This window comes from Ideonella azotifigens (genome assembly GCF_021043325.1).
Classification (GTDB): Bacteria; Pseudomonadota; Gammaproteobacteria; order Burkholderiales; family Burkholderiaceae_C; genus Ideonella; species Ideonella azotifigens.
Genome location: NZ_JAJNKD010000005.1, coordinates 175,842 through 201,836, shown reverse-complemented (window position 1 = coordinate 201,836; position 25,995 = coordinate 175,842). Strand labels below are relative to the sequence as shown.

The 25,995-nt window shown below is 67.8% G+C and carries 22 protein-coding genes; 13 read left to right on the top strand and 9 right to left on the bottom strand.

Annotated elements, in window-relative coordinates:
- The first annotated feature begins 6 nt into the window (after positions 1 to 6).
- Genes lapB through LRH25_RS13535 form a run of 3 tightly spaced genes read left to right on the top strand, consistent with a single transcriptional unit; the run spans position 7 to position 2,989 of the window.
- A complete protein-coding gene (gene lapB, locus LRH25_RS13545; RefSeq protein WP_231011362.1) occupies positions 7 to 1,155 on the top strand; it encodes a lipopolysaccharide assembly protein LapB in 1,149 nt (382 codons plus the stop codon).
- Complete coding sequence (locus LRH25_RS13540; protein WP_141286059.1) at positions 1,155 to 1,904, top strand: glycosyltransferase; 750 nt, start codon at positions 1,155 to 1,157, stop codon at positions 1,902 to 1,904. Before lapB ends, LRH25_RS13540 begins: the two co-directional genes overlap by 1 nt.
- Complete coding sequence (locus tag LRH25_RS13535; RefSeq protein ID WP_170200765.1) at positions 1,901 to 2,989, top strand: glycosyltransferase; 1,089 nt, start codon at positions 1,901 to 1,903, stop codon at positions 2,987 to 2,989. The genes LRH25_RS13540 and LRH25_RS13535 overlap by 4 nt, the downstream gene beginning before the upstream one ends.
- An 18-nt stretch (positions 2,990 to 3,007) precedes the next feature.
- On the opposite strand, the gene LRH25_RS13530 is transcribed toward LRH25_RS13535, so the two are convergent.
- Entirely contained in the window at positions 3,008 to 3,844 is an 837-nt protein-coding gene (locus tag LRH25_RS13530; RefSeq protein WP_141286055.1) for a glycosyl transferase, read from the bottom strand.
- Positions 3,845 to 3,902: 58 nt separating this feature from the next.
- Here LRH25_RS13530 and LRH25_RS13525 point away from each other — a divergent pair, with 58 nt between their 5' ends.
- Positions 3,903 to 4,223, top strand: coding sequence for a ComEA family DNA-binding protein (locus LRH25_RS13525; RefSeq protein ID WP_141286053.1), 321 nt, complete (start codon positions 3,903 to 3,905; stop codon positions 4,221 to 4,223).
- On the opposite strand, the gene LRH25_RS13520 is transcribed toward LRH25_RS13525, so the two are convergent.
- The 3 genes from LRH25_RS13520 to dnaE form a co-directional block, all read right to left on the bottom strand.
- A complete protein-coding gene (locus LRH25_RS13520; protein ID WP_141286051.1) occupies positions 4,220 to 5,404 on the bottom strand; it encodes a patatin-like phospholipase family protein in 1,185 nt (394 codons plus the stop codon). The genes LRH25_RS13525 and LRH25_RS13520 overlap by 4 nt on opposite strands.
- A 92-nt stretch (positions 5,405 to 5,496) precedes the next feature.
- On the bottom strand, positions 5,497 to 6,009 hold the full coding sequence (locus LRH25_RS13515; protein ID WP_141286049.1) for a hypothetical protein: 513 nt from the start codon (positions 6,007 to 6,009) through the stop codon (positions 5,497 to 5,499).
- Positions 6,010 to 6,134: 125 nt separating this feature from the next.
- A complete protein-coding gene (gene dnaE, locus LRH25_RS13510) occupies positions 6,135 to 9,665 on the bottom strand; it encodes a DNA polymerase III subunit alpha (protein ID WP_141286047.1) in 3,531 nt (1,176 codons plus the stop codon).
- Between the two features lie 107 nt (positions 9,666 to 9,772).
- Between dnaE and LRH25_RS13505 the strand changes: the two genes are divergently transcribed.
- The 3 genes from LRH25_RS13505 (at position 9,773) to LRH25_RS13495 (ending at position 12,227) form a co-directional block, all read left to right on the top strand.
- Positions 9,773 to 10,267 (top strand): MarR family winged helix-turn-helix transcriptional regulator, encoded by a 495-nt coding sequence (locus LRH25_RS13505; protein WP_141286045.1) that lies wholly within the window; start codon positions 9,773 to 9,775, stop codon positions 10,265 to 10,267.
- Positions 10,268 to 10,308: 41 nt separating this feature from the next.
- Entirely contained in the window at positions 10,309 to 10,734 is a 426-nt protein-coding gene (locus LRH25_RS13500) for an organic hydroperoxide resistance protein (RefSeq protein WP_141286043.1), read from the top strand.
- A gap of 131 nt (positions 10,735 to 10,865) precedes the next feature.
- The gene (locus LRH25_RS13495; protein ID WP_141286041.1) at positions 10,866 to 12,227 is read left to right on the top strand and encodes an esterase-like activity of phytase family protein; all 1,362 of its coding nucleotides are present in this window, start codon (positions 10,866 to 10,868) and stop codon (positions 12,225 to 12,227) included.
- 98 nt (positions 12,228 to 12,325) lie between these two features.
- Here the strand turns inward: LRH25_RS13495 and LRH25_RS13490 are convergent, their stop codons facing one another.
- Positions 12,326 to 13,285, bottom strand: a complete 960-nt coding sequence (locus LRH25_RS13490; RefSeq protein ID WP_141286039.1) for an asparaginase — start codon at positions 13,283 to 13,285, stop codon at positions 12,326 to 12,328.
- 70 nt (positions 13,286 to 13,355) lie between these two features.
- On the opposite strand from LRH25_RS13490, the gene lexA reads away from it, so the two are divergent.
- Positions 13,356 to 14,027 (top strand): transcriptional repressor LexA, encoded by a 672-nt coding sequence (gene lexA, locus LRH25_RS13485; protein ID WP_141286037.1) that lies wholly within the window; start codon positions 13,356 to 13,358, stop codon positions 14,025 to 14,027.
- A 53-nt stretch (positions 14,028 to 14,080) separates the two neighbouring features.
- Entirely contained in the window at positions 14,081 to 14,419 is a 339-nt protein-coding gene (locus LRH25_RS13480; protein ID WP_141286035.1) for a helix-hairpin-helix domain-containing protein, read from the top strand.
- A gap of 112 nt (positions 14,420 to 14,531) precedes the next feature.
- Here the strand turns inward: LRH25_RS13480 and LRH25_RS13475 are convergent, their stop codons facing one another.
- Genes LRH25_RS13475 through LRH25_RS13465 form a run of 3 tightly spaced genes read right to left on the bottom strand, consistent with a single transcriptional unit; the run spans position 14,532 to position 20,093 of the window.
- On the bottom strand, positions 14,532 to 15,863 hold the full coding sequence (locus LRH25_RS13475; protein ID WP_211361314.1) for an MFS transporter: 1,332 nt from the start codon (positions 15,861 to 15,863) through the stop codon (positions 14,532 to 14,534).
- A gap of 26 nt (positions 15,864 to 15,889) precedes the next feature.
- Complete coding sequence (locus tag LRH25_RS13470; RefSeq protein WP_231011361.1) at positions 15,890 to 18,247, bottom strand: protein kinase domain-containing protein; 2,358 nt, start codon at positions 18,245 to 18,247, stop codon at positions 15,890 to 15,892.
- Between the two features lie 28 nt (positions 18,248 to 18,275).
- Complete coding sequence (locus LRH25_RS13465) at positions 18,276 to 20,093, bottom strand: serine/threonine protein kinase (RefSeq protein WP_231011360.1); 1,818 nt, start codon at positions 20,091 to 20,093, stop codon at positions 18,276 to 18,278.
- Positions 20,094 to 20,414: 321 nt separating this feature from the next.
- Between LRH25_RS13465 and trxA the strand changes: the two genes are divergently transcribed.
- The 4 genes from trxA to LRH25_RS13445 all read left to right on the top strand — a co-directional run bounded on the left by trxA (position 20,415) and on the right by LRH25_RS13445 (position 24,608).
- A complete protein-coding gene (gene trxA, locus LRH25_RS13460) occupies positions 20,415 to 20,744 on the top strand; it encodes a thioredoxin (RefSeq protein ID WP_141289816.1) in 330 nt (109 codons plus the stop codon).
- Positions 20,745 to 21,018: 274 nt separating this feature from the next.
- Positions 21,019 to 22,284 carry a transcription termination factor Rho gene (gene rho / locus LRH25_RS13455; protein ID WP_141289815.1) on the top strand — a complete coding sequence of 422 codons (1,266 nt, stop codon included), beginning with the start codon at positions 21,019 to 21,021 and terminating at the stop codon, positions 22,282 to 22,284.
- Between the two features lie 184 nt (positions 22,285 to 22,468).
- Positions 22,469 to 22,729 carry a type B 50S ribosomal protein L31 gene (locus LRH25_RS13450; protein ID WP_141289814.1) on the top strand — a complete coding sequence of 87 codons (261 nt, stop codon included), beginning with the start codon at positions 22,469 to 22,471 and terminating at the stop codon, positions 22,727 to 22,729.
- A 166-nt stretch (positions 22,730 to 22,895) separates the two neighbouring features.
- A complete protein-coding gene (locus LRH25_RS13445) occupies positions 22,896 to 24,608 on the top strand; it encodes an ArnT family glycosyltransferase (RefSeq protein WP_231011358.1) in 1,713 nt (570 codons plus the stop codon).
- Positions 24,609 to 24,615: 7 nt separating this feature from the next.
- Here LRH25_RS13445 and phoR read toward each other — a convergent pair whose 3' ends face one another.
- Positions 24,616 to 25,953 (bottom strand): phosphate regulon sensor histidine kinase PhoR, encoded by a 1,338-nt coding sequence (phoR, locus tag LRH25_RS13440; protein ID WP_231011356.1) that lies wholly within the window; start codon positions 25,951 to 25,953, stop codon positions 24,616 to 24,618.
- Between the last annotated feature and the right edge of the window lie 42 nt (positions 25,954 to 25,995).

Below are 25,995 nucleotides of genomic sequence, written 5' to 3'. Positions count from 1 at the left end.
TAGCCGATGGACTTTGACCTGCAGTGGCTCCTGGTGGGCCTGCCCGTGGCGTTTGCTCTCGGCTGGCTGGGCTCCCGGCTGGACCTGCGCCAGGTGCGGCGCGAGCACCGTGAATCACCCAAGGCCTACTTCAAGGGCCTGAACCTGCTGCTCAACGAGCAACAGGACAAGGCCATCGACGCCTTCATCGAAGCCGTCCAGAACGACCCCGACACCACCGAGCTGCACTTCGCGCTGGGCAACCTGTTCCGCCGCCGCGGCGAGTTCGAGCGCGCGGTGCGGGTGCACCAGCACCTGCTGGGCCGCTCCGACCTGGGTGCCACCGAGCGCGACCGCGCCCAGCACGCGCTGGCACAGGACTTCATGAAGGCCGGCCTGTTCGACCGTGCCGAGCAGTGCTACAAAGCCCTGGAAGGCACGCCCTTCGACACAGAAGCCCGCCTGGCGCTGCTGAACCTCTATGAGCGCTCGCGCGACTGGCGCGCCGCGGCCGACACCGCCGCCGCGCTGGAGCGCAGCGGCATCGGTTCCTTCGGCACCCGCATCGCGCACCACTGGTGCGAGCTGGCGCAGGAGGCCGACGCGCGCGGCCAGGGTGAAGAAGCTGCCTCCGCGCTGCAGCACGCCCGTGCCGCAGCGCCGCAGGCCGCCCGGCCGCTGATGCTGGCCGGACAGCGCGAAGTGCGCGCCGGCCGCCCGGCCGCGGCGCTGGAGCTGTGGGGCGAGATGCGGCTGCGCGACCCTGCCAGCTTCCACCTGGTGGCCGCCGACTACGCACAAGCCGCGCTGGCAGCGGGCAAGACCGACGCGGCCCGCGTCGTGTTGACCGAAGCCTACGAGCAGAACCCGGACCTGGCCTTGCTGCGGGCCGTGGCCACGCTGGACGGCAGCACCGTCGCGCAGTCGCCGCGCCTGCTGCACCAGCTGCAGGTCAAGCCGACGCTGAGCGCCGCACAGGCCTTGCTGGCCCGCGCTGACGGCCACTGGAGCGCCGAAGAGACCGAGGCCCTGCGGGCGGCCGTGGACAAGGCTGCCAAGCCGCTGCAGCGCTACCGCTGCGCCGCCTGCGGCTTCGAGGCCCAGCGCTACTTCTGGCAATGCCCTGGCTGCCTGGGCTGGGACAGCTTCCCGCCACACCACGTGGAAGAGCTTTGATGAGGACCGGCGCTGCGCGCGACGACCCGCGGGTCGTGCTCTGCATGAAGTGGGGCAGCAAGTACGGCCCTGAGTACGTCAACCGGCTCTATGCGATGGTGCGCCGCCACCTGCGCGGCGACTTCCGCTTCGTCTGCCTGACCGACGACGGCCGCGGCGTGCGCAGCGAAGTCGAATGCCTGCCCATCCCGAAGCTGGAACTGCCGCCTGGCATTCCCGAGCGCGGCTGGACCAAGCTGACCACTTTCGAGGCGGACCTGCACGGCCTCACAGGCACCGCGCTGTTCCTGGACCTGGACGTGGTGATCGTGGCCGACATCACACCCTTCTTCGAGCAGCCGGGCGAGTTCCTGATCATCCACGACTGGAAGCGCCCCTGGCGCATCACAGGCAACTCCTCGGTCTACCGCTTCCGGCTCGGTGCGCATGCCGACGTGCTGGCCGAGTTCCTGCGCGACCAGGCCGACATCCGCGCCCGGTTGCGCAACGAGCAGGCTTTCCTGTCCGAGGTCATGCACCGCCAGGGCAAGCTGGCCTACTGGCCGGCCGAGTGGTGCTGCAGCTTCAAGTACCACAGCATCCCGAAGTTCCCGCTGAACTACCTGCGTGCACCGCAAGTGCCGGCCGGCGCCCGCATCGTCGTGTTCCACGGCGTGATGAACCCGCCGGACGCGCTGGTGGGCCGCAGCAACGGCAACTGGCGCCACGCCAAGCCGGCCGGCTGGATTGCGGCGCACTGGCACGAATGAGCGACCAGGGCATCGCTCAGGCGCCACGGCCTGGCGTGCCCAGCACTTGGGCCTGGTGGCCACACACCACCAAGCCCGGCAACGCAGGATTTCGCCTGCGCTGCGCGCAGATCATCGAGCAGCTGCAGCAGCGCGGTGCCTCGGCTGTCCTCTACCAACCCGGCTCGAATCGGCCGCCCCCCTCGGTGCTGGTCCTCTCTAAACGCTACGACAGCGCCAGCCTGGCCCATGCGCTCGCACTGAGCGATACACACGGCACGCGGCTGGTGCTGGACCTGTGCGACAACCACCTGCATGCGGAACCTGACGCGCCGCGCTGGCAGGCTCGCCGCGAGCAGTTGCTGGCTGCGCTGGCGGCGGTGGACCAGGTCATCGTCTCCAGCGACGCGCTGGCCGAAGTGGTTCAGGCCGAGGCACGCATCCGCCAACAGATGGCCGTGATCGGCGATGCGGCCGAGCCGCCCCACAAGCCCGCGCCGCTCGCCCGCTGGCGGCATCCGCTGGACGGATGGGAGTTGCTGCGCCTGCAGCATTGGCTCGCCGGGCAGCCGGGCGGCAAGCTGGTCTGGTTCGGCCAGCACGGGGTGCCATACGCCAGCGGCGGCATGGCGGACCTGGCCAAGCTCAGGCCAGTGCTGGAGCGGCTGCATGCCGCGCTGCCGCTGAGCCTCACGGTCATCAGCAACCACCGCCCCAAGTTCAACACGCTCACCCAGGGCTGGCGCGTGCCGGTGCACTACCTGCCCTGGCAGCCTCACACTGTGTCCAGGGCGCTTGCCATGCACGACGTGGCAGTGATCCCCATCACGCCCAACCCGTTCACCTTGTGCAAGACGAACAACCGCGTGGCCACCGCGCTGTTGCACGGCCTGGCCGTGGTGGCGGACAGCATCCCGAGCTACCGCGAATTTGCCGACTGCTGCTGCCTGGACGACTGGGGTGCGGGCTTTGAGCGCCTGCTGCGCGAACCCGCGTGGCGCCAGTCCCAGGTGGCCCGCGGTGTGGACTTGATCCAGTCACGCTGGCAACTGCCGCAGGTGGTCGACCAATGGCAGCAAGTGCTCACCCGGCTCGCGTCGAAGTGACGCACGCCGCGCGGCGGATCAGGCCCGCTTCAGGGCCCGTGTGAGGCGCTGCCTGGCCGCTGTCAGCAGCGCGGGCCTGTGGGGCGGCCGGTAAACCGCCTCTGCGAGCCGGAGGCGCAGCGGCAACTGGCGCGGGTCGCGTTCACCATGCTCCACCTGCCACAGCAGGCCAGGCCGGAACCAGCCCTGGCGAATGCCATCGCGCACCGCATCGGCACTGACGAAGTGGTCCTGCAACGCAAGGAACAGCGCGTCCATCCACACCGGCGCCAGCGGGTTTCTCGACGACAGCCAGGGCTGCAGGTTCATCGCGGTGAAGTGCAGCAGCCGGGTCTTGCCAGGCTCGAAACGCTCCAAAGAGTTCCAGGTGTAAGGCAGGCAGACGGTCTTGGACGGCTCGAACTCGAGCTCGGTCATCACCTCGCGGTAGCGCTGCTGCGCGAGGCGGTGGATCTCCACCGGGTCCCATCGCGCCAATGCGCAGTCGATCACCATCACGCTGAACTGCCGGCGCCGGCCGCTCTCAGGCGGCGCTTCGGCCGAGCTCACGGCCGAACCCACGGCGCGCAACTCAAGCAGCTCGCACAGATCGTGGAACACGAGCATGTCCGAGTCCAGGTAAACCGCCAGGCCGTGGTGGCCACTGAGCTGCGGGATGAAGAATCGCTGCAGCGAAAACAGGGTGTGGCCGGACGCGGGCACGGGCTGGCCTGCCAGGCAATCGTCCAGCCGCAGGATCTCGACTGGCAAACTGGCGTGACGCAGGATGCTGTGCGCCAGCACCTGCGCGGCCACATGCTGAGGCGGCGCGCAGCCGACATAGACTTTCAATGCGGCGTCGGCGGAGTCGGTCATCATTGGCTGATTTTGACGAGAAATTCCGGCCCCGCAGCCCTGTGGAAAGCGAGGAACCATGACCGCGCGCAAACCTGTTCGTGCCACGCTCGCCTTCGCGCTGCTGATTTCGCTGTTTGCAGCGGCACCCTCTTTCGCGGCCAGCACCGAGGTCAATACCGCGAACCAGGCCGAGCTGGAGATGGTCATCGGCATCGGACCGGACCTGTCGGGCCGGCTGCTGGCCGAGCGCGCAAAGGCGCCGTTCAAGGACTGGCTGGACTTGCAGCAACGCATGGCCGGCATCGGCCCGGTGCGAGCCGGCAAGTTGTCGGCCTCGGGGCTGACGGTGCGGGGCCAAACCTACCCAGCGGCGGTCAAGCCAGCGGCATCTCGTTAGCAGCCGAGGAAGCCCTTGACCTCGTCGCGGCGAGCCAGCGTGTCCGCCTCGCCCAGCGCCATCAGCTCGCGCGTGAAATCGCTCTCGAACAGCAGGTAGCTGGCGAGTGCCGAGCCGCGTGCCGTGCGGCCCATGCCACTGACGCCAACGCCACCCAGCAAGGCGCGGATCGGCAGCGGCAAGGTGTTGATGTGGCGTGCGGCAATGTCGTCCAGCCGCTGGCTGGGCGAGATCACCAGGATGTCGATCGGGCGAAGATGCGTGTGGCGCTTCGCTTCCGGCGGCAGCAGGCCCAGCGTGTGGTTGATGCGCTGCAATCGCTCGATGTCGACCGACAAGGCATCCAGGAAGATGCTGGACATCGCATGGCCGGCGATCTGCGCCATGTTGGGATATTCGCCCCTGGCCACCGGCTCGGTGGCAGGCGGCTCATGCATGCGGCCGGCTCCGATCACCAGCACCCGGTCGGCACCCAGGTGCACCGCAGGCGAGATCGGTGCGGTCTGCCGCATGCTGCCGTCGCCCATCCACTGCGGCCCGTCGTCGACACTCACCGACTGCGCCGGGAACACGAACGGGATCGCCGATGACGCGAGCAGATGCCTGGCCGTGATCGGTCCGTGCACCGCCAGGCGCTGGGAGCGCACCCAGCCCGGCACCGGCTCGGCGGCATCGTAAAAGGTCACGTGGTGGCCCGTGCTGTAGCTGGACGCCGCGATGGCCAGCGCGCGCACATGGCCGCGCTCTATCAACTCCCGCACCCGGGACACCGGCACCAGATTGTCCAGCAATTCGTTCAGCGGCGAATTGTCCAGCAGCGAGCGCGGGCGCAGCTTGCGCCAGCGCTTGATGGCCCAGCCGATGGACATCATCGTCAACCAGCCTGCACCAGTGCGGATCACGCCCAGCGAATCGGTGCGGTAGACCTGCTCGGCCTTGAAGCGCGACCAGATGTACGCCAGCCTGGCCACGGCCAGCTCGAATTCGTCCGCCCCCGCCGCCAGGGCCGCGGCATTGATGCCACCGGCCGAGGTGCCGGTGATGACAGGGAACGGGTTCTCGCTGCGCGAGCAACCGGCTTCGCGGCGGATCTGGCAGACGGCACGCAACACACCGACCTGGTAGGCGGCGCGCGCGCCGCCACCCGTCAGGACCAGGCCGGTGACAGGAGGGGAGGACATCGCCGCAGTCTAGGCCGCGGTGCGCGGCGCTGCGCCGTGAACAATCCCCCCACAGCCCGTCAAATCCGGGCTTTCGCGGTCAGGTCCAAGGATCAATACGGGTTGTTGCCACCGCGCATCGTGGGCGGGCCGGACGGGCCGCCAGGGGGCGGGCCACCGTAAGGCGGGCGCGGTGCGCCGCCGTAGCCATGGTCGTAGTGACCGTGATAGTTGTCGTGATAGCGGTCGCGGTACTCGTACGGATATGCACGGCGCTCGTAGTGCACCGGCACTACTCGGCTGCGGTACCAGTCCTCGCGCACGAAGTAGACCGGCCGGCCGCAGGCGTTGTAGCGGCCGCAGTAATAGCGCCAGTTGGCTCGGTGCACCGTCGGCACGTAGAGGTACATCGGCGGCGGCGGGGCAACCCAGCGCGGCGCCGGGCTCACCCAGACCGGCGCTGCGGCATAGACCTGCGGACGCCCGTAGTCGCCGATGTTGATCTGGCCGTAGAAGCCGGGCTGGCCGACCGACAGGGACACGCCCACCGAGGCTTGGGCCGAGGGTGCGGATGCCGCCAGGCCACATGCCAGCAGGGCCGCGGCCACAGGAAAAGCTGTTTTCATGGGGAGGCGACGGGCCGCTTGGGGGCGGAGCGTCGGGGCATCGGTGTTGAACATGCCTGACCAACGCAGCACCCGGCGCCCACGTTGTCAGACAAGGCCCAAAGACACCAATTCTTACGCCGGCTTCATTCGTAGACGATGCGCGCCTGGCCACCCGTCACCACGCGCCACTGTGCCAGTGCCTCGTTGGTAGGCCAGAAGCGGCCCTGCTCGCCCAGCTCCAGTTCGGCGTCGGCGCCCGGCAGCGTGAGCTTCACGCGGACCGGCAGGCCATGCACCAGGTCGCCCTCCTCGCTCTGCTCGCGTTTGGCGGGGTGGCTGCGCACCACCTCGGCCATCGCCGGTGACTTGCCTTCGCCCAGCGCCACGCTCAGGTGCCGGCCAAACCGCGCCCTTGCGCCGGCCAGGCCCCAGACCTGGGCCACGTTGAGCCGCAGCCCGCCAGAGAAACGGTCGTTCTGCACCTTGCCCTGCACGACGATCAATTCGTCGTCGCGCAGCTGATCGCGGTAGCGGTCCAGCATTTCCTCGTTGGCCACCGCCTCTATGGGCTCGCTGTTGTCGTCCAGCTTGAAGATGCCGACCCGGCCGCGCGCGCCGTTGATGACCCGCAGGTCACTGACGATGCCCGCCAGCAGCTGCGGCTCCTTGGCGTCGATCAGGTCGGCAATGCGGCGGCGGCAGAACTGGCGCACCTCCGTCTCGTCCTCGTCAAACAGGTGACCCGAGAGGTAGAAGCCGATCGCCGCTTTCTCCAACGTCAGCTTCTCGCGCACGCTCCAGGGTTCGGCAGCCACCAGCGGCGGCTCCTGGGTGTGCGAGCCGTGCGAGCTGCCATCGTCGAAATCGAACAGGCCACCCTGGTTTGCATTGGCCGCCTGTGTCTCCGCCCAGTCGAAGGCCAGGCCGATGCTGGCAAGCGAGCAGGCACGGTCGGGGTGCAACTCGTCAAAGGCACCGGCCTTGATCAGGGCCTCCACCACGCGCTTGTTGCAACGGGATTTGTCGACCCGGCTGCAGAAGTTGAACAGGCTGGTGAACGGACCATCGGCCTCGCGCGCCGCGACGATGGCCTCGATCGCGCCCTGCCCCGTGCCCTTGATCGCGCCCAGGCCGTAGCGGATGCGCTTGCGGCCGGCGGCGCCCGGCATCGGCTCGAAACGGTAGACGCCGTTGTTGACGTTCGGCGGCTCGAAGCTGATGCCGAAGTTCTTCTGCGCATCGGCCAGCAGCACCTTGAGCTTGTCGGTGTCGCCGAGTTCGATCGTCATGTTGGCCGAGAAGAACTCGGCCGTGTAGTGCACCTTGAGCCAGCCGGTGTGGTAGGCCAGCAGCGAGTACGCGGCGGCGTGAGACTTGTTGAAGCCGTAGCCCGCGAACTTCTCCATCAGGTCGAAGATCTCGTCGGCCTTGTCCTGCGGGATGTTGTTGCCCGCAGCCCCCTTGCGGAAGATCTCGCGGTGCTCGGCCATCTCCTCGGCCTTCTTCTTGCCCATCGCGCGGCGCAGCATGTCCGCGCCACCCAGGCTGTAGCCGCCCAGCACCTGGGCGGTCTGCATCACCTGCTCCTGGTAGACCATGATCCCGTAGGTCTCGGACAGCACCCACTCCACCAGCGGATGCGGATACTCCACAGGCTCGCGGCCGTGCTTGCGCGCAACGAAGCTGGGGATCAGGTCCATCGGGCCCGGGCGATACAGCGCATTCAGCGCAATCAGGTCTTCCAGCCGGCTGGGTTTGGCGTCCCGCAACATGCCCTGCATGCCGCGCGATTCAAACTGGAACACCGCCTCGGTCAGGCCATCGGAAAAGAGCTTGTAGACGGCCTTGTCGTCCAGCGGCAGCGTCTCGTAGCTGAAGTCCTTGCGTTCCGGGTAACGCGCGACGATGAAGTCCTTGGCCTGCTCCAGGATGGTCAGCGTGGCCAGGCCCAAAAAGTCGAACTTCACCAGGCCAATGGCTTCGACGTCGTCCTTGTCGTACTGGCTGACGGCCGAGTCGCTGCCGGGCTGCTGGTAGAGCGGGCAGAAGTCGGTGATCTTGCCGGGCGCGATCAGCACGCCGCCGGCGTGCATGCCGATGTTGCGCACCATGCCTTCGACACGGGCGGCAAGGCTCAGCAGCTCGGCCACTTCCTCCTCGTTCTTCTCGCGCACTTCCAGCTCAGGCGCTTCGAGCCGGGCGTAGATCAGCTTGTCGTCCGGCTTCTCCGGCACCTTGGCCAGCGTCACCGTCTTGCCGGGCGGCGCGGGAATGAGCTTGGCGATGCTGTCCACATGGCCGAAGCCCATGCCCAGCACCCGGCCGATGTCGCGCAGCGCGGCCTTGGCCGCCATGGTGCCGAAGGTGGCGATCTGGCTCACCGCCTGGCGGCCGTACTTGTCCTTGACGTAATCGATGACGCGGTCGCGGTTGCCCTGGCAGAAGTCAATGTCGAAGTCGGGCATCGAGACCCGTTCCGGGTTCAGGAAGCGCTCGAACAGCAGGTTGTAGAGCAGCGGGTCCAGGTCGGTGATCAGCAGCGCGTAGGCGACCAGCGAGCCGGCGCCCGAACCCCGGCCCGGGCCGACCGGGCAGCCGTTGGCCTTGGCCCACTTGATGAAGTCCGACACGATCAGGAAGTAGCCCGGGAAGCCCATTTTCAGGATGGTGTTCAGCTCGAACTCCAGGCGTTCCAGGTAGCGCGGGCGCTCGGCGTCGCGCTTGGCCAGGTCCGGGTACAGCATGGCCAGCCGCTGCTCCAGGCCGGCGTAGCTTTCCTCGCGGAAGAACTGCTCGATCGGCATGTGCGTGCCGTCTTCGAGCAGCGGCGTCGGGAAGTTCGGCAGCTGAGGCTTGCCCAGCACCAGCGTCAGGCTGCAGCGCTCGGCGATCTTGATCGTGTTGGCAATCGCCGACGGGATGTCGGCAAACAGTGCTTCCATCTCGGCCTGCGACTTGAAGTACTGCTCGCGCGAGAAGCGCTTGACGCGGCGCGGGTTGGCCAGGGTTTCACCTTCGGCCACGCACACCCGCGCCTCGTGCGCCTCGAAGTCGGCCGGCTCCAGGAACTGCACCGGATGCGTGGCGACCACCGGCAGGCCCAGCTCGGCCGCCAGCGGCACCGTGGCGCGCACCAGCGCCTCGTGGTGCGGCAGCCCGCCACGCTGCAGTTCCAGGTAGAAGCGGCGCGGGAACAAGGCAGAGATCTCCTGCGCCGCAGCGCTGGCGCGGGCCGCATCACCCGCCAGCAAGGCCTGGCCGACGGCGCCGAACTCGGCGCCCGACAGCACGATCAAACCCTCGCCCAGCTCACGCAGCCAGTCCCAGGTCAACCAGGCCTGCGCGCGCTGCACGTTGCTTGTCCAGGCGCGCGCCAGCAATTCACTCAGGTTCAGGTAGCCCTGCTTGTTCTGCACGATCAACAGCAGCCGGCTGGGCAGCTTGTCGCCGCTGCTGTCCAGCGGCTCGACCCAAGCATCTGCGCCGATCAGGGGCTTCACCCCTTTGCCACGGCAAGCCTTGTAGAACTTCACCGTGCCGAACATGTTGGCAAGGTCGCTGATGCCCAGCGCGATCTGCTGGTCTGCCTTGGCAGCGGCGGCGGCGTCATCGATCCGCAAGGTGCCGTCGACAACAGAGAACTCGGTGTGGCTGCGCAGGTGAACAAAAGGCATCCCCCATTCTACGGAGCCGCTCTCTGCACAGCCGCGCTGCGGCCGACGTGGTCAGGCAAAGACCATTTAAGTTGTGTGCAATTTAATTGCGAGCTACATTAATACTCATGGACACCGAACACGGCCCCACCTCCGCCGCCGCGAACACCGCGTCTGCCGACTGGCTGGCGCTGGATCACCAGTTGTGCTTCGCGCTGTATTCGACCTCGCTGGCGATGACCAAGCTCTACAAGCCGCTGCTCGAGCCGATGGGGCTGACCTATCCGCAATACCTCGTGATGCTGGTGCTGTGGGAGCAGAAGCCGGAAGGCAACGCGCTGACCGTCTCGGCGTTGGGTGAACGGCTGAACCTTGATTCCGGCACGCTCACACCGCTGCTCAAGCGCCTGGAAGCCGCCGGCCTGATTACCCGCCAGCGGGACGCCGGGGATGAGCGCCGCGTGCGCGTGCAGCCCACCCGTGCCGGCCACCAGCTTCGCGAGCAGGCACTGCGCATCCCACCCACTGTTGCGTGCGCCATCCAGTGCGAACTGCACGAGATTTCCCAGCTCACCCAGCGCCTGAGGGTGCTGCGGGAGCAACTTCTACAGGCCCAGGCCTGAACCTTTCCCTTCCTCCCTCAAACGTTCAACAGGAGATCAACATGGCCCTCGAAAAAGTCCTCTACACCGCCACCGCCACTGCCACCGGTGGCCGCACCGGCACCGCCGCTTCGGACGACGGCCGCCTGTCGCTCAGCCTCAGCACGCCCAAGGAACTGGGCGGCGACAGCGGCGCCGGCACCAACCCCGAGCAGTTGTTCGCTGCCGGCTACTCGGCCTGCTTCATCGGCGCGATGAAGGCGGTTGCCGGCAAGCAGAAGATCTCGCTGCCGGCCGAGGTGTCCATCACTTCCAAGGTCGGCATCGGCCCGATCCCGACCGGCTTCAGCATCCAGGTCGCGATGTCCATCAGCATCCCGGGCATGGACAAGGCCGCCGCCGAAGCGCTGGTCGCCGCCGCGCACCAGGTCTGCCCGTACTCGAACGCCACCCGCGGCAACATCGACGTCAGCCTCACGGTGGTCTGAAGCCGAAGCGCCCGGCTCGCCGGGCGGTCCCGATCCAGCGCCGACCGAGGCCTCGCTTCGGTCGGCGTTGTCACGATGACGTCACGCGGGCGCCACAGACTGCCGGCCTCTTACGAGGAACTTCAGCAGTCATGAAAAACGCCACGATCTCGACCCTCGCGCTGGCCGCCGCCACCTTCACCACGCTGGCCGCCGTGTCGCCGGCCCAGGCCGCCGTCACGCTGATCGCCAAGGGCAGCCTGCCCGCCACCAGCGCCGACCTGAGCGGCTTCACCAACACGCTGGAAAGCGGCGTCAGTGCCAACCTGCTGGGCGGCATCGGTTCAGGCCTGGCCTGGGCTGGCGGCAGCACCTTCCTGGCCATGCCGGACCGCGGCCCGAACGCCAATGCGTGGAATCCGGCCGTGGACGACACGACCACCTTCATCCCCCGCTTCCACACGCTGGACCTGAGCCTGAGCCCCGCCACCAGCGGCAGCCTGCCGTTCGATCTGAGCATCACGCTGCAGAAGACCACGCCACTGTTCTCGACCGACGCGCTGAACTACGGCCCGGCCGTGCCCACCGCGAACACCCGCCAGAAGCACTACTTCACCGGCCGCTCGGACAACTTCGCTGCCGGCAGCAATTCGACCGATGCGTTGAACGCTCGCCTTGACCCGGAAGGCATTCGCGTTTCCAAGAGCACCAACCTCGTCTACATCACCGACGAGTACGGCCCTTACGTCTACACCTTCAACCGCACGACCGGCAAGCGCGTGGGCATGTTCACGCTGCCGGCCAAGTTCACGGCGGCCAACCTGTCGTCACAAGGTGCCGCCGAGATCAGCGGCAACACTTCGGGCCGGGTGGCCAACAAGGGCATGGAAGGCCTGGCCATCACGCCGGACGGCAAGACCCTGGTCGGCTTCGAGCAAAGTCCGCTGATCCAGGACGGCGGTGACGGCGGCAACATGAACCGCATCATCACCATCGACGTGAAGACCGGCGCGACCCACGAATACGCCTACGACAACCACCTGGCCGCCACCAACAAGAACTACAACAGCAGCGAACTGCTGGCGCTGAACAACCACGAATTCCTGGTGCTGGAGCGCGACGGCAAGGGCCTGGGCGATGGCTCCAAGGCGGTGATCAAGCAGATCTGGAAGCTCAGCCTGGCCGGTGCCACCGACATCAGCGACCTGAGCGGCGCCGCCAACCTGCAGCCGTTTGCCGTCACCAAGACGCTGTTCCTGGACATCGCCGCCACGCTGATGGCCGCCGGCTTTGCCGACACGCAGATCCCCGCCAAGCTTGAAGGCATGGCCTTCGGCGACGACGTGGTGATCGACGGCGTGACCAAGCACACCCTCTACATCGCCAACGACAACGACTTCCTCGCCAACGTAGGCGGCCTGGACAACCCGAACCAGATCTTCGTCTTCGCCTTCGACGAAAACGACCTGGGCGGCTCGCCATTCGTGAACCAGGTCTTCAAGCCGGCTCAGTGAGCCCGAGGCGGCGCATCACGCGCCGCTCGGTATCGTTTGACAGCTGACAGCTGAGCGCCGATGCGGGGCCACCCGCATCGTTTTTTTTCATGGGCGCATCAAGCGCCTGCGCCCTCGCCCACCAGCAGGCGCAGCAGCAACTCCACCCGCGCCTTGGCCGGTGTCAGCTCGGCGGCGCTTGGCAATGCGTCGGCCGGTGCACCGACCACGCCGCCGCCCAGGCAGCGGCTGGCCCGCAGCACAGCCACGCCCTGTGCGACTGCCTTGCACAAAGCAAGCTCCAGCGACTGGTGCACCGTGCCGTTGCCCGTGCCCTGCACCACCAGCCCGCGGCAGCCCAGTCCGAGCAGCGCCTCGACCAAGGTACCGTCGCTGCCGGCATGACTGGCGAGGATCTCCACCCGCGGCCACTCGGCCACCGGTGCCTGCCAGCGCGCCGGCAAGGCCTCGTCCGTCGGCCAGGGCCGCAAGGGCTTCAGCACGCCTTCTTCGATCAGCGCGAGCGGACCGGCATCACCAGAGCTGAACGCATCGACGCGGTAGCCGTGCCACTTGCGCACATCCAGCGCCCCATGCACCCGGCCGGCCAGCACCGCGAGCACGCCGCTCACACCAGGCCTGGCGGCCACCGTCACGGCGTCCAGCAGGTTCTGCGGCCCGTCGGCCAGCAGCGCGGTCGCCGGCCGCATCGCCGCGGTCAGTACCACCGGCTTGCTCGGCGCCAGCGTGCGCTGCAGGAACCAGGCGGTTTCCTCCAGCGTGTCGGTGCCATGGGTGATGACGATGCCGGCCACATCGGGCCGCGCGAGATGTCGTTCAACGGCTAGCGCCAGTTGCTGCCACACGGCGTGCGTCATGTCCTTGCTGTCGAGCTGCACCAGTTGCTCGGCCTGCAGCGAGAAGCGCGACAGCGCCGGCACCGCGGCCGGCAGTTGCGCCACGCCGATCTGCCCTGCGGTGTAGCCGACGTTGTCATCGGCCCGGCCGGCCTGGCCGGCGATGGTGCCGCCCGTTCCCAGCAACACCACATGGGACACGGCCACTGATTCGTTTTGCATTTTGTGGAAGTCTGGATAAAAATACAGATACTGGATACAACCTCAGCCCGCCCGCGCTGGCTGCAAGCTCATGGACAGTCCCAAGCTCACCGCCCGGCAGCAGCAGATTCTCGACCTGGTGCAAACCACCATCGAACGCACTGGCGCCCCACCCACGCGGGCCGAAATCGCCACCGAGCTGGGCTTCAAGTCGCCCAATGCGGCCGAAGAACATCTGCAGGCGCTGGCCCGCAAAGGCGTGATCGAACTGGTGGGCGGCACGTCCCGTGGCATTCGTCTGCAGAGCGGCACTTTACGCGCGCTCAACGAGGCGCGCGGCAAGCAGTTTTCGCTGCCCTTGCCCAGCCTGGCGCAGCTCACGCTGCCTTTGGTTGGCCGCGTGGCCGCCGGCCACCCCATCCTGGCGCAGGAGCACATCTCGCAGACCTACCTGCTCGAAGCCAGCCTGTTCCCCAGCCGGCCTGACTACCTGCTGAAGGTCAAGGGCATGAGCATGCGGGACGCCGGCATCGTCGACGGCGACCTGCTCGCGGTGCAGAAGACCAGCGAAGCCCGCAACGGCCAGATCGTCGTCGCCAGGCTGGACGATGAAGTCACCGTCAAGCGCTTCCAGCGCAGCGCAGGGCTGATCGAGCTGCTGCCCGAGAACCCGGACTTCGAACCCATCCAGGTCAGGCCAGGCGAGTCCTTCGAGATTGAAGGCATTGCGGTGGGCCTGCTGCGTCAGAACATGATGTTCTGACCCCGCTGGCCGGAGGTATTCCTGCAGGCGAGCCCCCGACGAGGTCAAAACCCATGAGCGCGATCAAGAGCCCAAAAGCTGCCTCCGCAGCCGATTGCCAGCGGCTGGAGCAGCTGCCCAACGTGGGCCCGGCGATGGCCGGCGACTTGCGCGCGCTGGGCATCCTGCATCCGGCCGAACTGGCCCGGCACGACGCGCTGCAGCTTTACCGCCAACTGGAGAAACTGACCGGCAAGCACCAGGACCCTTGCGTGCTGGACACCTTCATGGCGATTGTCGATTTCATGCAGGGCGCCGCGCCCCGGCCCTGGTGGGACTACACCGCGCAGCGCAAGCAAGTGCACGGCGAGCTGCACCCGGCGCCGCGGCACGCGGAACCACAAGGCTCATGAGAAAACGCAGGGCCGCCCCAAGTTTTCTCATCCCCCTCGGGGGGCCTGACGCGAAGCGGCAGGTCTGGGCGCGCTCTCAGGCCGCGGCCTGACAGCGCAAACCGACCCCGCGTCAAACCGGTGCCGTCTCGGGCTGCAGGCGATCCCGCTGTGCGAGCGCCGGGAACAGCTTCCACCACAGCGCCACGACGAGCAGCGTGCCGAAGCCACCCAGCAGCACCGAGCCAACCGGCCCGAGCAGGGCCGCGGTGGCGCCCGATTCGAACTCGCCGAGCTGGTTGCTGGCGCCGATGAACACCGAATTCACCGCGCCGACCCGGCCGCGCATGTCGTCAGGCGTCTCGAGCTGCACCAGTGACTGGCGAATCACCACGCTGAACATGTCGGCCGCGCCGCTGATGGCCAACACCACAAAGGCGAACCAGAACGAGGTTGCCAGCGCGAACGCAATGGTCGCAAAACCAAAGACCGCCACCGCGCCCAGCAGCCAATGCCCGGCCCGGCTGGTGATGGGCATGCGCGAAAGCCATACGCCGATGATGACGGCGCCCAGCGCAGGCGCCGCCCGCAGCAGGCCCAGGCCCTCGGGGCCGGTGTGCAGGATGTCGCGCGCGAAGATCGGCAGCAAGGCGGTTGCGCCACCCAGCAGCACGGCGAACAGGTCCAGCGAAATGGCACCCAGCACCACTGGCCGCTGCCAGATGAAACGGATGCCGGCCGTCAGCTGCGCCAGATCGGGCGCGGGGCGCAGGCTCTGGACCGGCCGGTGCCGGATCGCCAGCACGCACCACACCGCCGAAAGCAGCAGCAGCAGCGACAGGCTGTAGACCACCGCGGCACCCCAGTGCGCGCCAATCATGGCCTGTCCGGCGACACCGGCATCCGCCGCTGCGCCCTGGCCGAACAGGCTGGCGACACGGGGGCCGAGCGCATACAAAGCGCCCCCCAGCGCCGGCCCGGCAATGATGGAGGCCTGCATGGCCGAACTCGCGGCGGCCACGGCGCGCGGCAAAAGCGCTGGCGGCACCAGCGTAGGCGTCAAGGCTTGCTGGGCTGGCATCTGCAGCGCGCGTGCCATGCCCAGCAGCATCGAGAGCAGCAGGATCAGGTTGGCCCCGACCCATCCGCCGACACTGGACAGCGCCAGGCACGCCGCCACCACGCATTGCAGGCTCATGCTGCCAGCCACCAGCAGGCGCCTGTCATGGCGGTCAACGAGGTGCCCCGCCGGCAAGGTCAACAGCAGTGCCGGCAGGAACTGGGCAAGACCGACCATGCCGAGCTCCCAGGCGCTGCCGGTCAGGTCATACATCTGCCAACCCAGCGCCACCATCAACATCTGGTTGGCGGCGCCGCCGGTCACACGGGCGCCCAGCAAGCGCAGGTAGTCTCGCTGGTCGCGCAATCGCGCGCTGCCAGCCGACTTCGGGTCGGAAATGCTCATCCGCTCAAGTTTAACTGGGCCTAGGGTTAGCCCGCGGTCTTGAAAGCCATCACCGCCTGGTTGCGCAGCGTGCGCAGCAGGCTGAGCTCGCGGTCCGCCACCGCGATGGGGCGGTCCCGGTCCGCGTAGATCATGCCCAGCGGCACGCCTTTGCTCATCAGCGGCATCAGCAGAAAACTCCTGGCACCGGCCTCGCGGCACCAGGCCGGCAGGCGGGCCTGAAGGTCAGGCGCACGGGCATCGGCGATCTGGGTGTCCAGGCCCTTCAGGCAAGCGGCGGCGAACAAGTCCATCGTGCCGGTCGGCTGCAGGTTCACGCTGAGCTGGCGCGCCAGTTCCGGCGCACCTTCCCCCAGCGCCAGCCGCGCGGTCATCACGGTCTGGCGGGGGCTGCGCGTTGCCAGCACCACGCGGCGAAAGTTCATTGCCCGCAGCAAGGTCTCGAGGATCATGCGCAGCACTTCGTTGAGCACAACAGCGTCGCCCGCCAGGGTTTCGGTGACCTCGGCAATGCCGGCCGCCAGCAGGTCCTGCGCATGGGCTTCGCTGGCAGGATCGGGCAGCACCAAGGTGGCCGTCGCTTCGGACGCCGAGGCCTGGCCAAGCAGGCGCCGGGCGCGGGCCTTGGCCGGCAGTTCGATGCCCATGGTCGTGGCCAGGTCGGCCAGTTGCTGCTGCGCCGTCTGCACCGCCTGCACCAGGCTGTCCTGCGACATGGCCAGGCCACGCACGTAGCCACTGGCCAGCCGCCGCATCGTGATCTGGTCCTCGCCTGCATCGGCCGCCAGCAGGCTTTGCACCATTTCACCTGCGGCGCGCACAGCCCAGCGCAAGCGCTCGGTGCCGGCGAGCGCACGCTGCGGCATGTCGCCCTCGGCCACGCGCAAGGCATGGCACAAGCTGTCTGGCAGGCCCCAGGCCTGGGCCACACCCAGGCCCAGCGCATCGAAGTCCAGCCCCAGCACTTCGCGCGCAGCGCGGGCTTCGGCCGGGCTGTGCCAGGCCGGGCGTGGCTTGCTGCCGTCGCTGGGAGGCACCAGGCGCAGACGCACGCGCTCAGCTTCGTCCGGGAAGTAATAGGCCACCAGCAAACGGCCGAGGTGGCTGAACATCCCAGCCAGGAAGGCTTCTTCGCGCTCCGGCGAAGGAGGGGTCAGCTGGTCGGTCACCATCGCCGTCATCAGCGCTTCGAGGAACATCTCCTTCATGCGCTGGGCGTGGCTGCGGTTGCGCATGTGCTCCAGCAGCATCACCGACATCGCCATGTTGCGGATGCCGGCGAAACCGACCAGCGCCGCGGCACGCGAGACGGTGGTGATGGCACCAGTGCCGAGGTGGCTGAAGTGCACCGTGTTGACCAGCCGCAGCAGCTTGTGGGTCAGCGCCACGTCCTTCAGGATCTCTGCCGAGAGCGCATGCACGCTTTCGCTGTCCGATGCGGTCACGCGCTGGATGCGCATCACCGAATCCGACAGCGCCGGGAAGTCGCCGGTCAGTCGCATGCGGCGCAGCAGGAATTCCAGCGTGGCGTGGCTGGCCGCAGGCTGCGGCGCCTCGGGGTTCAGCCAGCCGCCCAGCGCCTCGCGAAAGGCCGCGGCCGATTCGAAACGCATGGCGGGCTGCGCCGCCACCGCACGCAGCACCAGCGCACGCAAGGGATCATCGACCGGCTGCGGCGCCGGTTCAGGCCAGCTGACCGGCTCGGCCACCGCCCGCTGCAGCATCGCAGTCGGCGTCAGGCCGTCCATGCCGGTGCGCATGGGCTGGCCCAGCAGCGCATGGCCGAGCAGCATGCCGGCGGCAAAGATGTCCATCGCCGGCGTGGCGGCCTGGCCGCTGGCGCCTTCGGGCGAAATGGTCGCGACCGAGCCAACGATGCGGCCGTCCGGCGCGGCCGACAGCCGTGTCGCGATGCCGAAATCCATCACACGGGCGCGGCCATCGCGGGCCAGCAGCACGTTGGCGGGCTTCAGGTCGCGGTGGATGATGCCGTGGCCGTGCGCGCAGGCCAGCGCGTCCAGCACCTGCAGCATCATCTCGGCGGCTTCGCGCGGCGCCATCGCGCCCTGGCGCGCCAGGCGGTCGGCCAGGGTCAGCCCTTCGACGCGCTCCAGCACCATCCAGGCCCGGCCACCTTCCTGCATGGCTTCGTGCACCGCCACGATGTTGGGGTGCGACAGGCCGCTCATCAGCCGCGCTTCGGCCAGCCAGGCGTCGCGCTGGTCGCCAGTGACTTCCGGGCGCAGCAGCTTGATGGCGACCTCACGCTGCAGCAATGGGTCCCAGGCCAACCAGACGGTGGCCTGCGAGCCCTGCCCCAGCAAGGCCTTCAGCGTGAAGCGGCCCAGTTGCTGCGGCGTGGCGGCGGGAGTGGGTACTGCCATGGATGGCACGCCGGCAAGGGCGTGAATTTCAAGAAACGTTTTGGCGGCGCAGCCCGGAAGACGAACTCTCTCCGACGGCCGGCAGCGGGCTGCCATGCGGCAGGCCGGTCGCGTCGCCACCCTGCAATTCCAGTTGCAGGGCGTCCTGCATTTCGCGCCCGCTGAGGTTCAGCGCACGCGCATAGCGCTGCACGACCTGGCGCAGCGCAGCCTGCACCCGCGTGGCGGGCTGGTTCAGCGCATCGACAAGTTCACCCGCGCAGCTGGCTGTGGTGCGCAGGTTGTCGGTGTCGCTGTCCGCCGTCCGCACCGGGGCATTCGGCGGCACGCGGCGCATCAGCGCCAGCACGCTGTCGTCCAGCCCCCAGTGCTGGGCCACCGCCACGCCCAGTTCATCCAGGTCCAGCCCCAGCACTGCAAACGAGGCCGCCTCGGGGCTCATCCCGTGTGCGTCCGGTGCAGTCGCCGGCGCGTCGTCGTTCTGCATCAGCTTGCGGATCTGCTCGGCCTCCTCCGGGAAGTGGTACTGCACCACCATCCGGCCGAGGTTCTGCAGCAGCGAGATCAGGTAGACGACCTCGCCGTCGTAGCCAGCCGGCACCAGCCGCACGGCCAGGCGGGCGGCGCGGTGGGCACGGCGCATCAAGGTGTCGAGCTGGCCTGCAGCAGCGTCGTCCAGCGGGCCCGGCCAGCGGCGCAGGCCGAGCGCCGCCTGGCGCACGCCGTCCAGCCCCAGCATCGCAATCGCCCGGCGCAGCATCAGCACCGGGCCGTCATCCGACACCTGGCCACCGCGCAGCTGGGCGCTGTTGACCCGGCGCAGCAGTTCAAAGGCGAGTGCAATGTCGCCCAGCACCAGCTCTGCCAGCTCGCTGGTGCGGCCACGTTCCATCAAGGCCAGATGCGCCACCCGCTCGGCGCCACCGGGCTGGGCCGGCAACACGCCTACGGTGCGCAGGCGGTCGCGCAGCAGCGCCAGCGGGCCGCCATCATCATCCTGCGTCTTCAGCCAGCCTTCCAGCGCACGCTGTAGCGTGCGGGCGCTGCGGTAGCGCAGGCGCGGCTGGCGATCGGTGCAGCGGTTGACGATTGCGCGCAAGGGCTCGGGGATCGGCCGCGGCACGGTCCAGGGCAGGCGCACGATCTCCTGGCCCAGCGGCGGCATGCGCTGTATCACGTGGACCACGTCGGGTTCGTCCAGCGCCGGCTGGCCGACCAGCGCATGGTGCATCACCAGGCCCAGCGCCAGCACGTCCTGCTGGGCCGCGTCGCGCACGGCACGCAAGGCGTCCAGCCCGCCGTCATGCTGGGTTTCGGTCGGATGCGCAGCAGCTTCCAGCCCCATCACGCTGACCTGCTGCAGTTCGTCGATGGCCAGCATCCAGGGCTGCAGGTCGCGGTGGGCAACGCCGGCCTCGTGGGCAAAGGCCAGGCCTTGCGCAATCTGGGCGGCCCAGCCGGCCAGTTCGGCCGCAGGCGCACCCTGGCGCGAAAACTTCTCGGGCCAGGACACGGCGCGGGAACGGTCGTAGGCCATAAACGGCCAGCGGTCGTGCACGCCGATTTCCAGCGGCTTTGCCAGTTGCGGATGCTGCAGCCGCGCGGCGCGCTGCGCAGCCTGCAGCCAGGCCGAAGCGGCCTCCGCATCGAGCTGCTGGCGCAGGATCACCAGCAGGCATTCCTGCTGGCTGCGGGTATCCACGGCGGCCCAGCCCATCGTGCGGTCGCTCTTGCCCACCAGGCGCAGCAACTGGAAGCGGCCGAACATGCGCACCGGCTTGGCCCTGGCGGCAGAGGCAGCAGGCGAAGCAGGCGAAGGGGTGGATGAGGAGGCGGTGGCAACCATGGGACGATGGAATAGCTCGGCACGATTGAAACCCTTGCATCGACCGGCCGATGTCCGGATCAACACTACAAGTGCACATTATTTCTGCATGGTTTGCCCTGCTGCGGCAAGGTATCCGCGCGGCCTGCGGGTCCTCGGGCTTTGTGTCAGAATCAACTTGCCTTTTTGCAGGCCCTGATCCCAGGGCCGAGAACAAGGCTTCCGCAGGGTTGAACAGGCATGGGTTGACCCCATCTCTGAATTTCCTCCCTCGCGTCCCGGGTCCGGCCAGTGCAGCATCGCAGCCGGCTGTGCCGTCCGGTCTCCCCACAGGAACTTCCCATGAGCAGCGAACTGATCAAGCATATTTCCGACGCTTCTTTCGAAGCCGACGTCCTGCAATCCGGCAAGCCGGTGCTGGTCGACTTCTGGGCTGAATGGTGCGGTCCCTGCAAGGCGATTGCCCCGGCGCTGGAAGAACTTGCCGCCCACTACGGCGACAAGATCCAGATCACCAAGATGAACGTCGACGACAACCGCGAAGTCCCGGCCAAGTTCGGCATCCGCGGCATTCCGACCCTGATGGTCTTCAAGGACGGCCAGTTTGCTGAAACCCTGGTCGGCAGCCATCCGAAGGCGAAAATCCAATCGCTGATCGACGCTCATCTATAATCTCGCCTGAAGCACCGGGTGCGGTGGCCGCAAGCTGGTCATCCACAAGCCCCGCCCCGCTGCTGCAAACAGGCTCAAGGCCACCACGCCCCAGAACCCAGCGGTTCTCCGGCGCGTGAGTTTCACGGCCCACAGCTCCCACAACAGTTTCTTGTATCGCGTGTCGGTGTCCGGCCTGCTGCCAAAAGGCAGCAAACCGTCCTCCGCAACGCGGCACGCCAGGGCCGCCGCCTTCGGAGCGGGCGCGGTCCAACCACCCCAAGGGTGAATCCCGATGCATCTTTCAGAACTGAAAGCCCTTCACGTCTCGGCCCTGATCGAGATGGGCGAAGCGCTGGAGATCGACAACGTCTCGCGCCTGCGCAAGCAGGAGTTGATGTTCGCGATCATGAAAAAGCGCGCCAAGGCAGGCGAGCAGGTGTTCGGCGACGGTGTGCTGGAAGTGCTGCCAGACGGCTTCGGCTTCCTGCGCTCCATCGACAGCAGCTACATGGCTTCTACCGACGACATTTACCTGTCGCCCAGCCAGATCCGCCGCTTCAACCTGCACACCGGCGACCTGATCGAAGGCGAAGTGCGGGTCCCCAAGGACGGTGAGCGCTACTTCGCGCTGGTCAAGGTCGACCGCGTGAACGGCCTGACGCCCGAGGAGAACAAGCACAAGATCATGTTCGAGAACCTGACGCCACTCTTCCCGAAAGAGGCGTTCAAGCTTGAGCGTGACGGCCTGAAGGCCGACGAGAACATCACCGGCCGCATCGTCGACCTGATCGCGCCGATTGGCAAAGGCCAGCGTGCGCTACTGGTCGCACAGCCCAAGACCGGCAAGACGGTGATGATGAAGCACATCGCACACGCGCTGGTGGCCAATCATCCCGAGATCCACCTGATCGTACTGCTGGTCGACGAGCGGCCGGAAGAAGTGACCGAAATGGTCCGCGGCGTACGCGGCGAAGTCATCTCCTCGACCTTCGACGAACCGGCTGCGCGCCACGTGCAGGTCGCCGAAATGGTGATCGAGCGCGCCAAGCGCCTGGTCGAGCTGGGCAAGGACGTGGTGATCCTGCTGGACTCCATCACCCGCCTGGCCCGCGCCTACAACAACGTGCTGCCTTCGTCCGGCAAGGTGCTGACCGGTGGCGTGGACGCCAACGCGCTGCAGCGGCCCAAGCGCTTCTTCGGCGCGGCCCGCAATGTCGAGGAAGGCGGCTCGCTGACCATCATCGGTACTGCGCTGGTCGATACCGGCTCGAAGATGGACGAGGTCATCTACGAAGAGTTCAAGGGCACCGGCAACTGCGAAATCCACCTGGATCGCCGCATGGCCGAGAAGCGCGTCTACCCGTCCATCCAGATCAACAAGTCCGGCACCCGCCGCGAAGAGTTGTTGCTGAAGCCGGAGATCCTGCAGAAGACCTGGATCCTGCGCAAGCTGCTCTACAACATGGATGAGATGGAGGCGATGGAATTCGTGCTCGACAAGATGAAGGCCTCCAAGAACAACCTCGACTTCTTCGACATGATGCGAAGAGGCGGTTGATCGGACCGCAAGGACGATCCTGGAGGCAGGTCCGTGACCTGGCACACATGCCGGCACGGACAGTGGCGCAGCCCGCTGCGCTATAATGCTCGTTTTTCCGCTGTCGAAAAGTGCGCTGGCATGGGGCTGGCGTGGCTGTTGGCTCACCAGCGACGAAGGAAGGCGGTTTCCGCCTCAAAGCGCCATGAAAACAGGCATTCACCCGAACTACCGCGACGTTGTGTTCGTGGACCAATCCAACGGTTTCCAATTCGTGACGCGTTCCTGCGCGCCGACCAAGGAATCGATCAAGCTGGAAGACGGCCGCGAACTGCCGCTGTTCAAGCTGGAAACCACCAGCGAATCCCACCCGTTCTACACCGGCCAGCAAAAGAGCGTGGACACGCTGGGCGGTCGTGTCGAGAAGTTCCGCAACAAGTTTGCGCGCGTCGGCATCAAGAAGTGAGATTGGCGGCCTGTGTCCTGCACAGCGCTCGCTCCCCGAAAGGCAGCCACCGGCTGCCTTTTTTATTGCCCGCCCAGGCTTGCGCAAGGACTCGCGCCCCTGCCGGCGTTGGGTTTCCGCCTCGTTCTGAAACCTTGATCGGCCCGCTTGTTGGCATGATCCAGCCGTGAATCAACCGACCCCTGCCCTCGTGACCCAGCGTGCCGCGCAGCGACTGCCACGCATCGCACTGCTGCTGTTCTGCGCCGCCTACCTGCTGCCCGGCCTGTTCGGTCGAGACCCCTGGCGCAATGCCGATCTGACCGCCTTCGGCTACATGCAGGCCATGGCCGAGGGCCGCACCTCCTGGTGGGCGCCTTCGCTTGGTCAGTTGTCACCCGAAACCGCGCTGCTGCCGCACTGGATAGGCGCCTGGTCGGTGCAGTTGCTGGGCCACTGGCTGGACCCTGCCCTGGCCGCACGCCTGCCGTTCACCTTCCTGCTGGCGCTGACGCTGTCGCTGGTCTGGTACGCGATGTTCCACCTGGCACGCACCGATGCCGCCCAGCCGGTGCCCTTCGCCTTTGGCGGCGAGGCCGAGCCGGTGGACTACGCCCGCGCAATGGCCGATGGCGCGTTGCTGGCCACCATTGCCACCCTGGGCCTGCTGCAACTGGGCCACGAAACCACGCCCGAGTTGCTGCAGTTGAGCCTGGTCTCGCTGTTCATCTGGGCCATGGCCGCTGCACCCTACAGCCGGCGCCGGGTGGCGCTGGCGGTGCTGGTTGCGCTGCCGGCGCTGGCGCTCAGCGGGGCACCCAGCATTGCCACCGCACTGGGCCTGACTGCCCTGCCGCTGAGCCAGCGCTCCAGCCATGCCGGCATGCGCGCGCTGTGGCCCTGGCTGGTGGCCTCGCTGCTGGTGGCCGCACTGGCCGCCACCCTGACTCACGCCTGGCAATGGCGCGTGGCCTTGCGCGAGCAGCCGGCCGAGTGGCTGGGGCTGCTGCGCCTGCTGCTGTGGTTCACCTGGCCGGCCTGGCCCATGGCCGTGTGGACGCTGTGGCGCTGGCGCAGCCATTGGCCGTACCGGCACATTGCCATTCCGGCCAGCACGGTGCTGATTGCACTGCTCAGCTCGGTGCTGATGGGCGGCTCGGACCGGGCGCTGATGCTGGCGCTGCCCGGGCTGGCCATCCTGGCGGCATTTGCGCTGCCCACGCTGCAACGCAGCACCGGCGCGGCCATCGACTGGTTCTCGGTGTTCTTCTTCAGCGTGGCCGGCCTCGCCATCTGGGTGATCTACTTCTCGACGCAAACCGGCACGCCGCCGCAGCCGCTGCGCAACATCCTGCGCTTGGTGCCGGGTTACGAATCGGAGTTCTCCCTGCTGGCGCTGGCCTTTGCCGTGGCTGGCACGCTGGCTTGGCTGTGGCTGGTGCGCTGGCGCACCTCGCGGCATCGCCACCCGCTGTGGAAGAGCCTGGTGCTGCCGGCCAGCGGCGTGGCGCTGGCCTGGCTGCTGCTGATGACGCTGCTGCTGCCGGTGCTGGACTACGGCCGCAGCACGCGCCCGCTGGTGCAGCAGATTGCCCGCCTGGTGCCGGCCCATGCCTGCCTGCTGGCGCCGGGCCTGAGCCGCACGCACGTGGCCGGGCTGGAGGTGTTCGGCAACTACCAGGTGGACGCGCGCAGCGAAGAGGACAAGGTGGCCGCTGCCAAGGCCTTGCTCCCGACTACCCCACCCGCGGACATCCCGATGCCTGCGACCTGCGACTACCAGCTGCTGTTGACGCGCACCGCCCAGGCCGAAGCGCCGGCCGGATGGCAACTGCTCGCCAAGTTCCACCGGCCGGTGGACCGCGGCGAATACTTCGCGTTGTACCGGCGCGGCTCCTGACCGGATTTCAGCTGGACGCGGTGGCCGCTTGCGGCTGCGAGACCAGCGGGCGGACCCGCGAGGCAGGCAGCAACAGCGTGAAGGTCGAGCCGCGGCCGAGCTCGCTGGCAATGCGCAGCTCGCCGCCATGGCGCTGCGCCACGTGCTTGACGATGGACAGGCCCAGGCCGGTGCCGCCGGTGTCGCGCGAGCGGCTGCCGTCGACGCGATAGAAGCGTTCAGTGAGGCGGGGCAGGTGTTCGGGCGCAATGCCGGGCCCGGTGTCGCTGACGCGGATCTCTAGCGCACCATCCGGCCGGCGGCAGCAACGCACGCTGACCGTGCCACCGTCCGGCGTGTAGCGCACCGCATTGTTGACCAGGTTGCCCACGCCGCTTTGCAGTTCCACCTCGTTGCCGGCCAGTTGCAGGCCTTTGGCGCCATCCGCTTCGCCGTTGGCCTCGTCTTCCCAATGGAAGCTGAGCTGGTGCCTGCCGTTGGACAGGCTGCGGGCATCGGTGTCGACTGCATCGCCCAGGCGCTGCAGCGGCAGCCAGGCATCCGACGGCGGGCGCGGGCTGCCCTCCAGGCGGGTCAGCGTCAGCAGGTCGCCCACAAGGGCCTGCATGCGGCGGGTCTGCTGGCCCATCAGCGACAGGACGCGCTGGCGCTCGACCTCGCTGAGCGGCAAGGTGGCCATGGTTTCGACAAAGCCGGCGAGCACCGTCAGTGGCGTGCGGATCTCGTGCGAGACGTTGGCGACGAAATCCCGCCGGGTGGCATCGGCCCGCTCACGCGCGGTCACGTCCTGGGTGATCAGCAGGTGTTGGCCGTCGCCATAGGGCCGCACGAGGATGGAGAGTTGGCCGCGGCCATGCAGGCTGGGGATCTGCACCGGCTGGTCGCTGGGGCCGCCGTGCAGGTGGGCCACGAAAGCCGGCGCGCGGACCAGGTTGGTGATGCGCTGCTGCAGGTCGCGCTGCGCGTCCAGCCCCAGGTGCTCGGCCGCGACCTGGTTGCACCATTCGATCTGCTCCCGGGCATCCAGCAGCAGCACGCCGTTCGGTGAAGCCTCGATGCCAGACAGGAACTGGCTCAGCCGCTCGCGCTCACGCGCGGTGGCCTTCTCGCGCTGCCGCAGCGCGCGCTCGATGCGCGCACCGGCCTCGCCCCAGAAACCGTTCTGGCGCGGGCAGCCATCGTCAAGCTCACCGGTCAGCCAGCCCAGCAGCTGGGCGCCACGCAGGCTGTCGACCACTGCAGCCAACGCGACCAGCACGCCCGAGCCCAGCAGGCTGCCCAGTTGCGGCATGCCAAGGCGTTCGCCACACAGGTGACCCAAGGCGCCACCGACAACCGCAGCCATCACCGCGAAGAGGACCCGCGGCCCCAACCAGAACATGCGGAT

Bases quoted from the DNA above. Each gene is read 5' to 3' on its own strand.
- LRH25_RS13450 (WP_141289814.1), top strand. From the start codon at position 22,469: ATGAAAACAGGCATTCACCCGAACTACCGCGACGTTGTGTTCGTGGAC.
- LRH25_RS13520 (WP_141286051.1), bottom strand. From the start codon at position 5,404: ATGTCCTCCCCTCCTGTCACCGGCCTGGTCCTGACGGGTGGCGGCGCG.
- LRH25_RS13465 (WP_231011360.1), bottom strand. From the start codon at position 20,093: ATGGTTGCCACCGCCTCCTCATCCACCCCTTCGCCTGCTTCGCCTGCT.
- LRH25_RS13530 (WP_141286055.1), bottom strand. From the start codon at position 3,844: ATGACCGACTCCGCCGACGCCGCATTGAAAGTCTATGTCGGCTGCGCG.
- LRH25_RS13470 (WP_231011361.1), bottom strand. From the start codon at position 18,247: ATGGCAGTACCCACTCCCGCCGCCACGCCGCAGCAACTGGGCCGCTTC.
- lapB (WP_231011362.1), top strand. From the start codon at position 7: ATGGACTTTGACCTGCAGTGGCTCCTGGTGGGCCTGCCCGTGGCGTTT.
- LRH25_RS13505 (WP_141286045.1), top strand. From the start codon at position 9,773: ATGGACACCGAACACGGCCCCACCTCCGCCGCCGCGAACACCGCGTCT.
- lexA (WP_141286037.1), top strand. From the start codon at position 13,356: ATGGACAGTCCCAAGCTCACCGCCCGGCAGCAGCAGATTCTCGACCTG.
- LRH25_RS13495 (WP_141286041.1), top strand. From the start codon at position 10,866: ATGAAAAACGCCACGATCTCGACCCTCGCGCTGGCCGCCGCCACCTTC.
- LRH25_RS13480 (WP_141286035.1), top strand. From the start codon at position 14,081: ATGAGCGCGATCAAGAGCCCAAAAGCTGCCTCCGCAGCCGATTGCCAG.
- LRH25_RS13490 (WP_141286039.1), bottom strand. From the start codon at position 13,285: ATGCAAAACGAATCAGTGGCCGTGTCCCATGTGGTGTTGCTGGGAACG.
- LRH25_RS13475 (WP_211361314.1), bottom strand. From the start codon at position 15,863: ATGAGCATTTCCGACCCGAAGTCGGCTGGCAGCGCGCGATTGCGCGAC.
- LRH25_RS13540 (WP_141286059.1), top strand. From the start codon at position 1,155: ATGAGGACCGGCGCTGCGCGCGACGACCCGCGGGTCGTGCTCTGCATG.
- LRH25_RS13515 (WP_141286049.1), bottom strand. From the start codon at position 6,009: ATGAAAACAGCTTTTCCTGTGGCCGCGGCCCTGCTGGCATGTGGCCTG.
- rho (WP_141289815.1), top strand. From the start codon at position 21,019: ATGCATCTTTCAGAACTGAAAGCCCTTCACGTCTCGGCCCTGATCGAG.
- LRH25_RS13525 (WP_141286053.1), top strand. From the start codon at position 3,903: ATGACCGCGCGCAAACCTGTTCGTGCCACGCTCGCCTTCGCGCTGCTG.
- phoR (WP_231011356.1), bottom strand. From the start codon at position 25,953: ATGGCTGCGGTTGTCGGTGGCGCCTTGGGTCACCTGTGTGGCGAACGC.
- trxA (WP_141289816.1), top strand. From the start codon at position 20,415: ATGAGCAGCGAACTGATCAAGCATATTTCCGACGCTTCTTTCGAAGCC.
- LRH25_RS13500 (WP_141286043.1), top strand. From the start codon at position 10,309: ATGGCCCTCGAAAAAGTCCTCTACACCGCCACCGCCACTGCCACCGGT.
- LRH25_RS13535 (WP_170200765.1), top strand. From the start codon at position 1,901: ATGAGCGACCAGGGCATCGCTCAGGCGCCACGGCCTGGCGTGCCCAGC.
- dnaE (WP_141286047.1), bottom strand. From the start codon at position 9,665: ATGCCTTTTGTTCACCTGCGCAGCCACACCGAGTTCTCTGTTGTCGAC.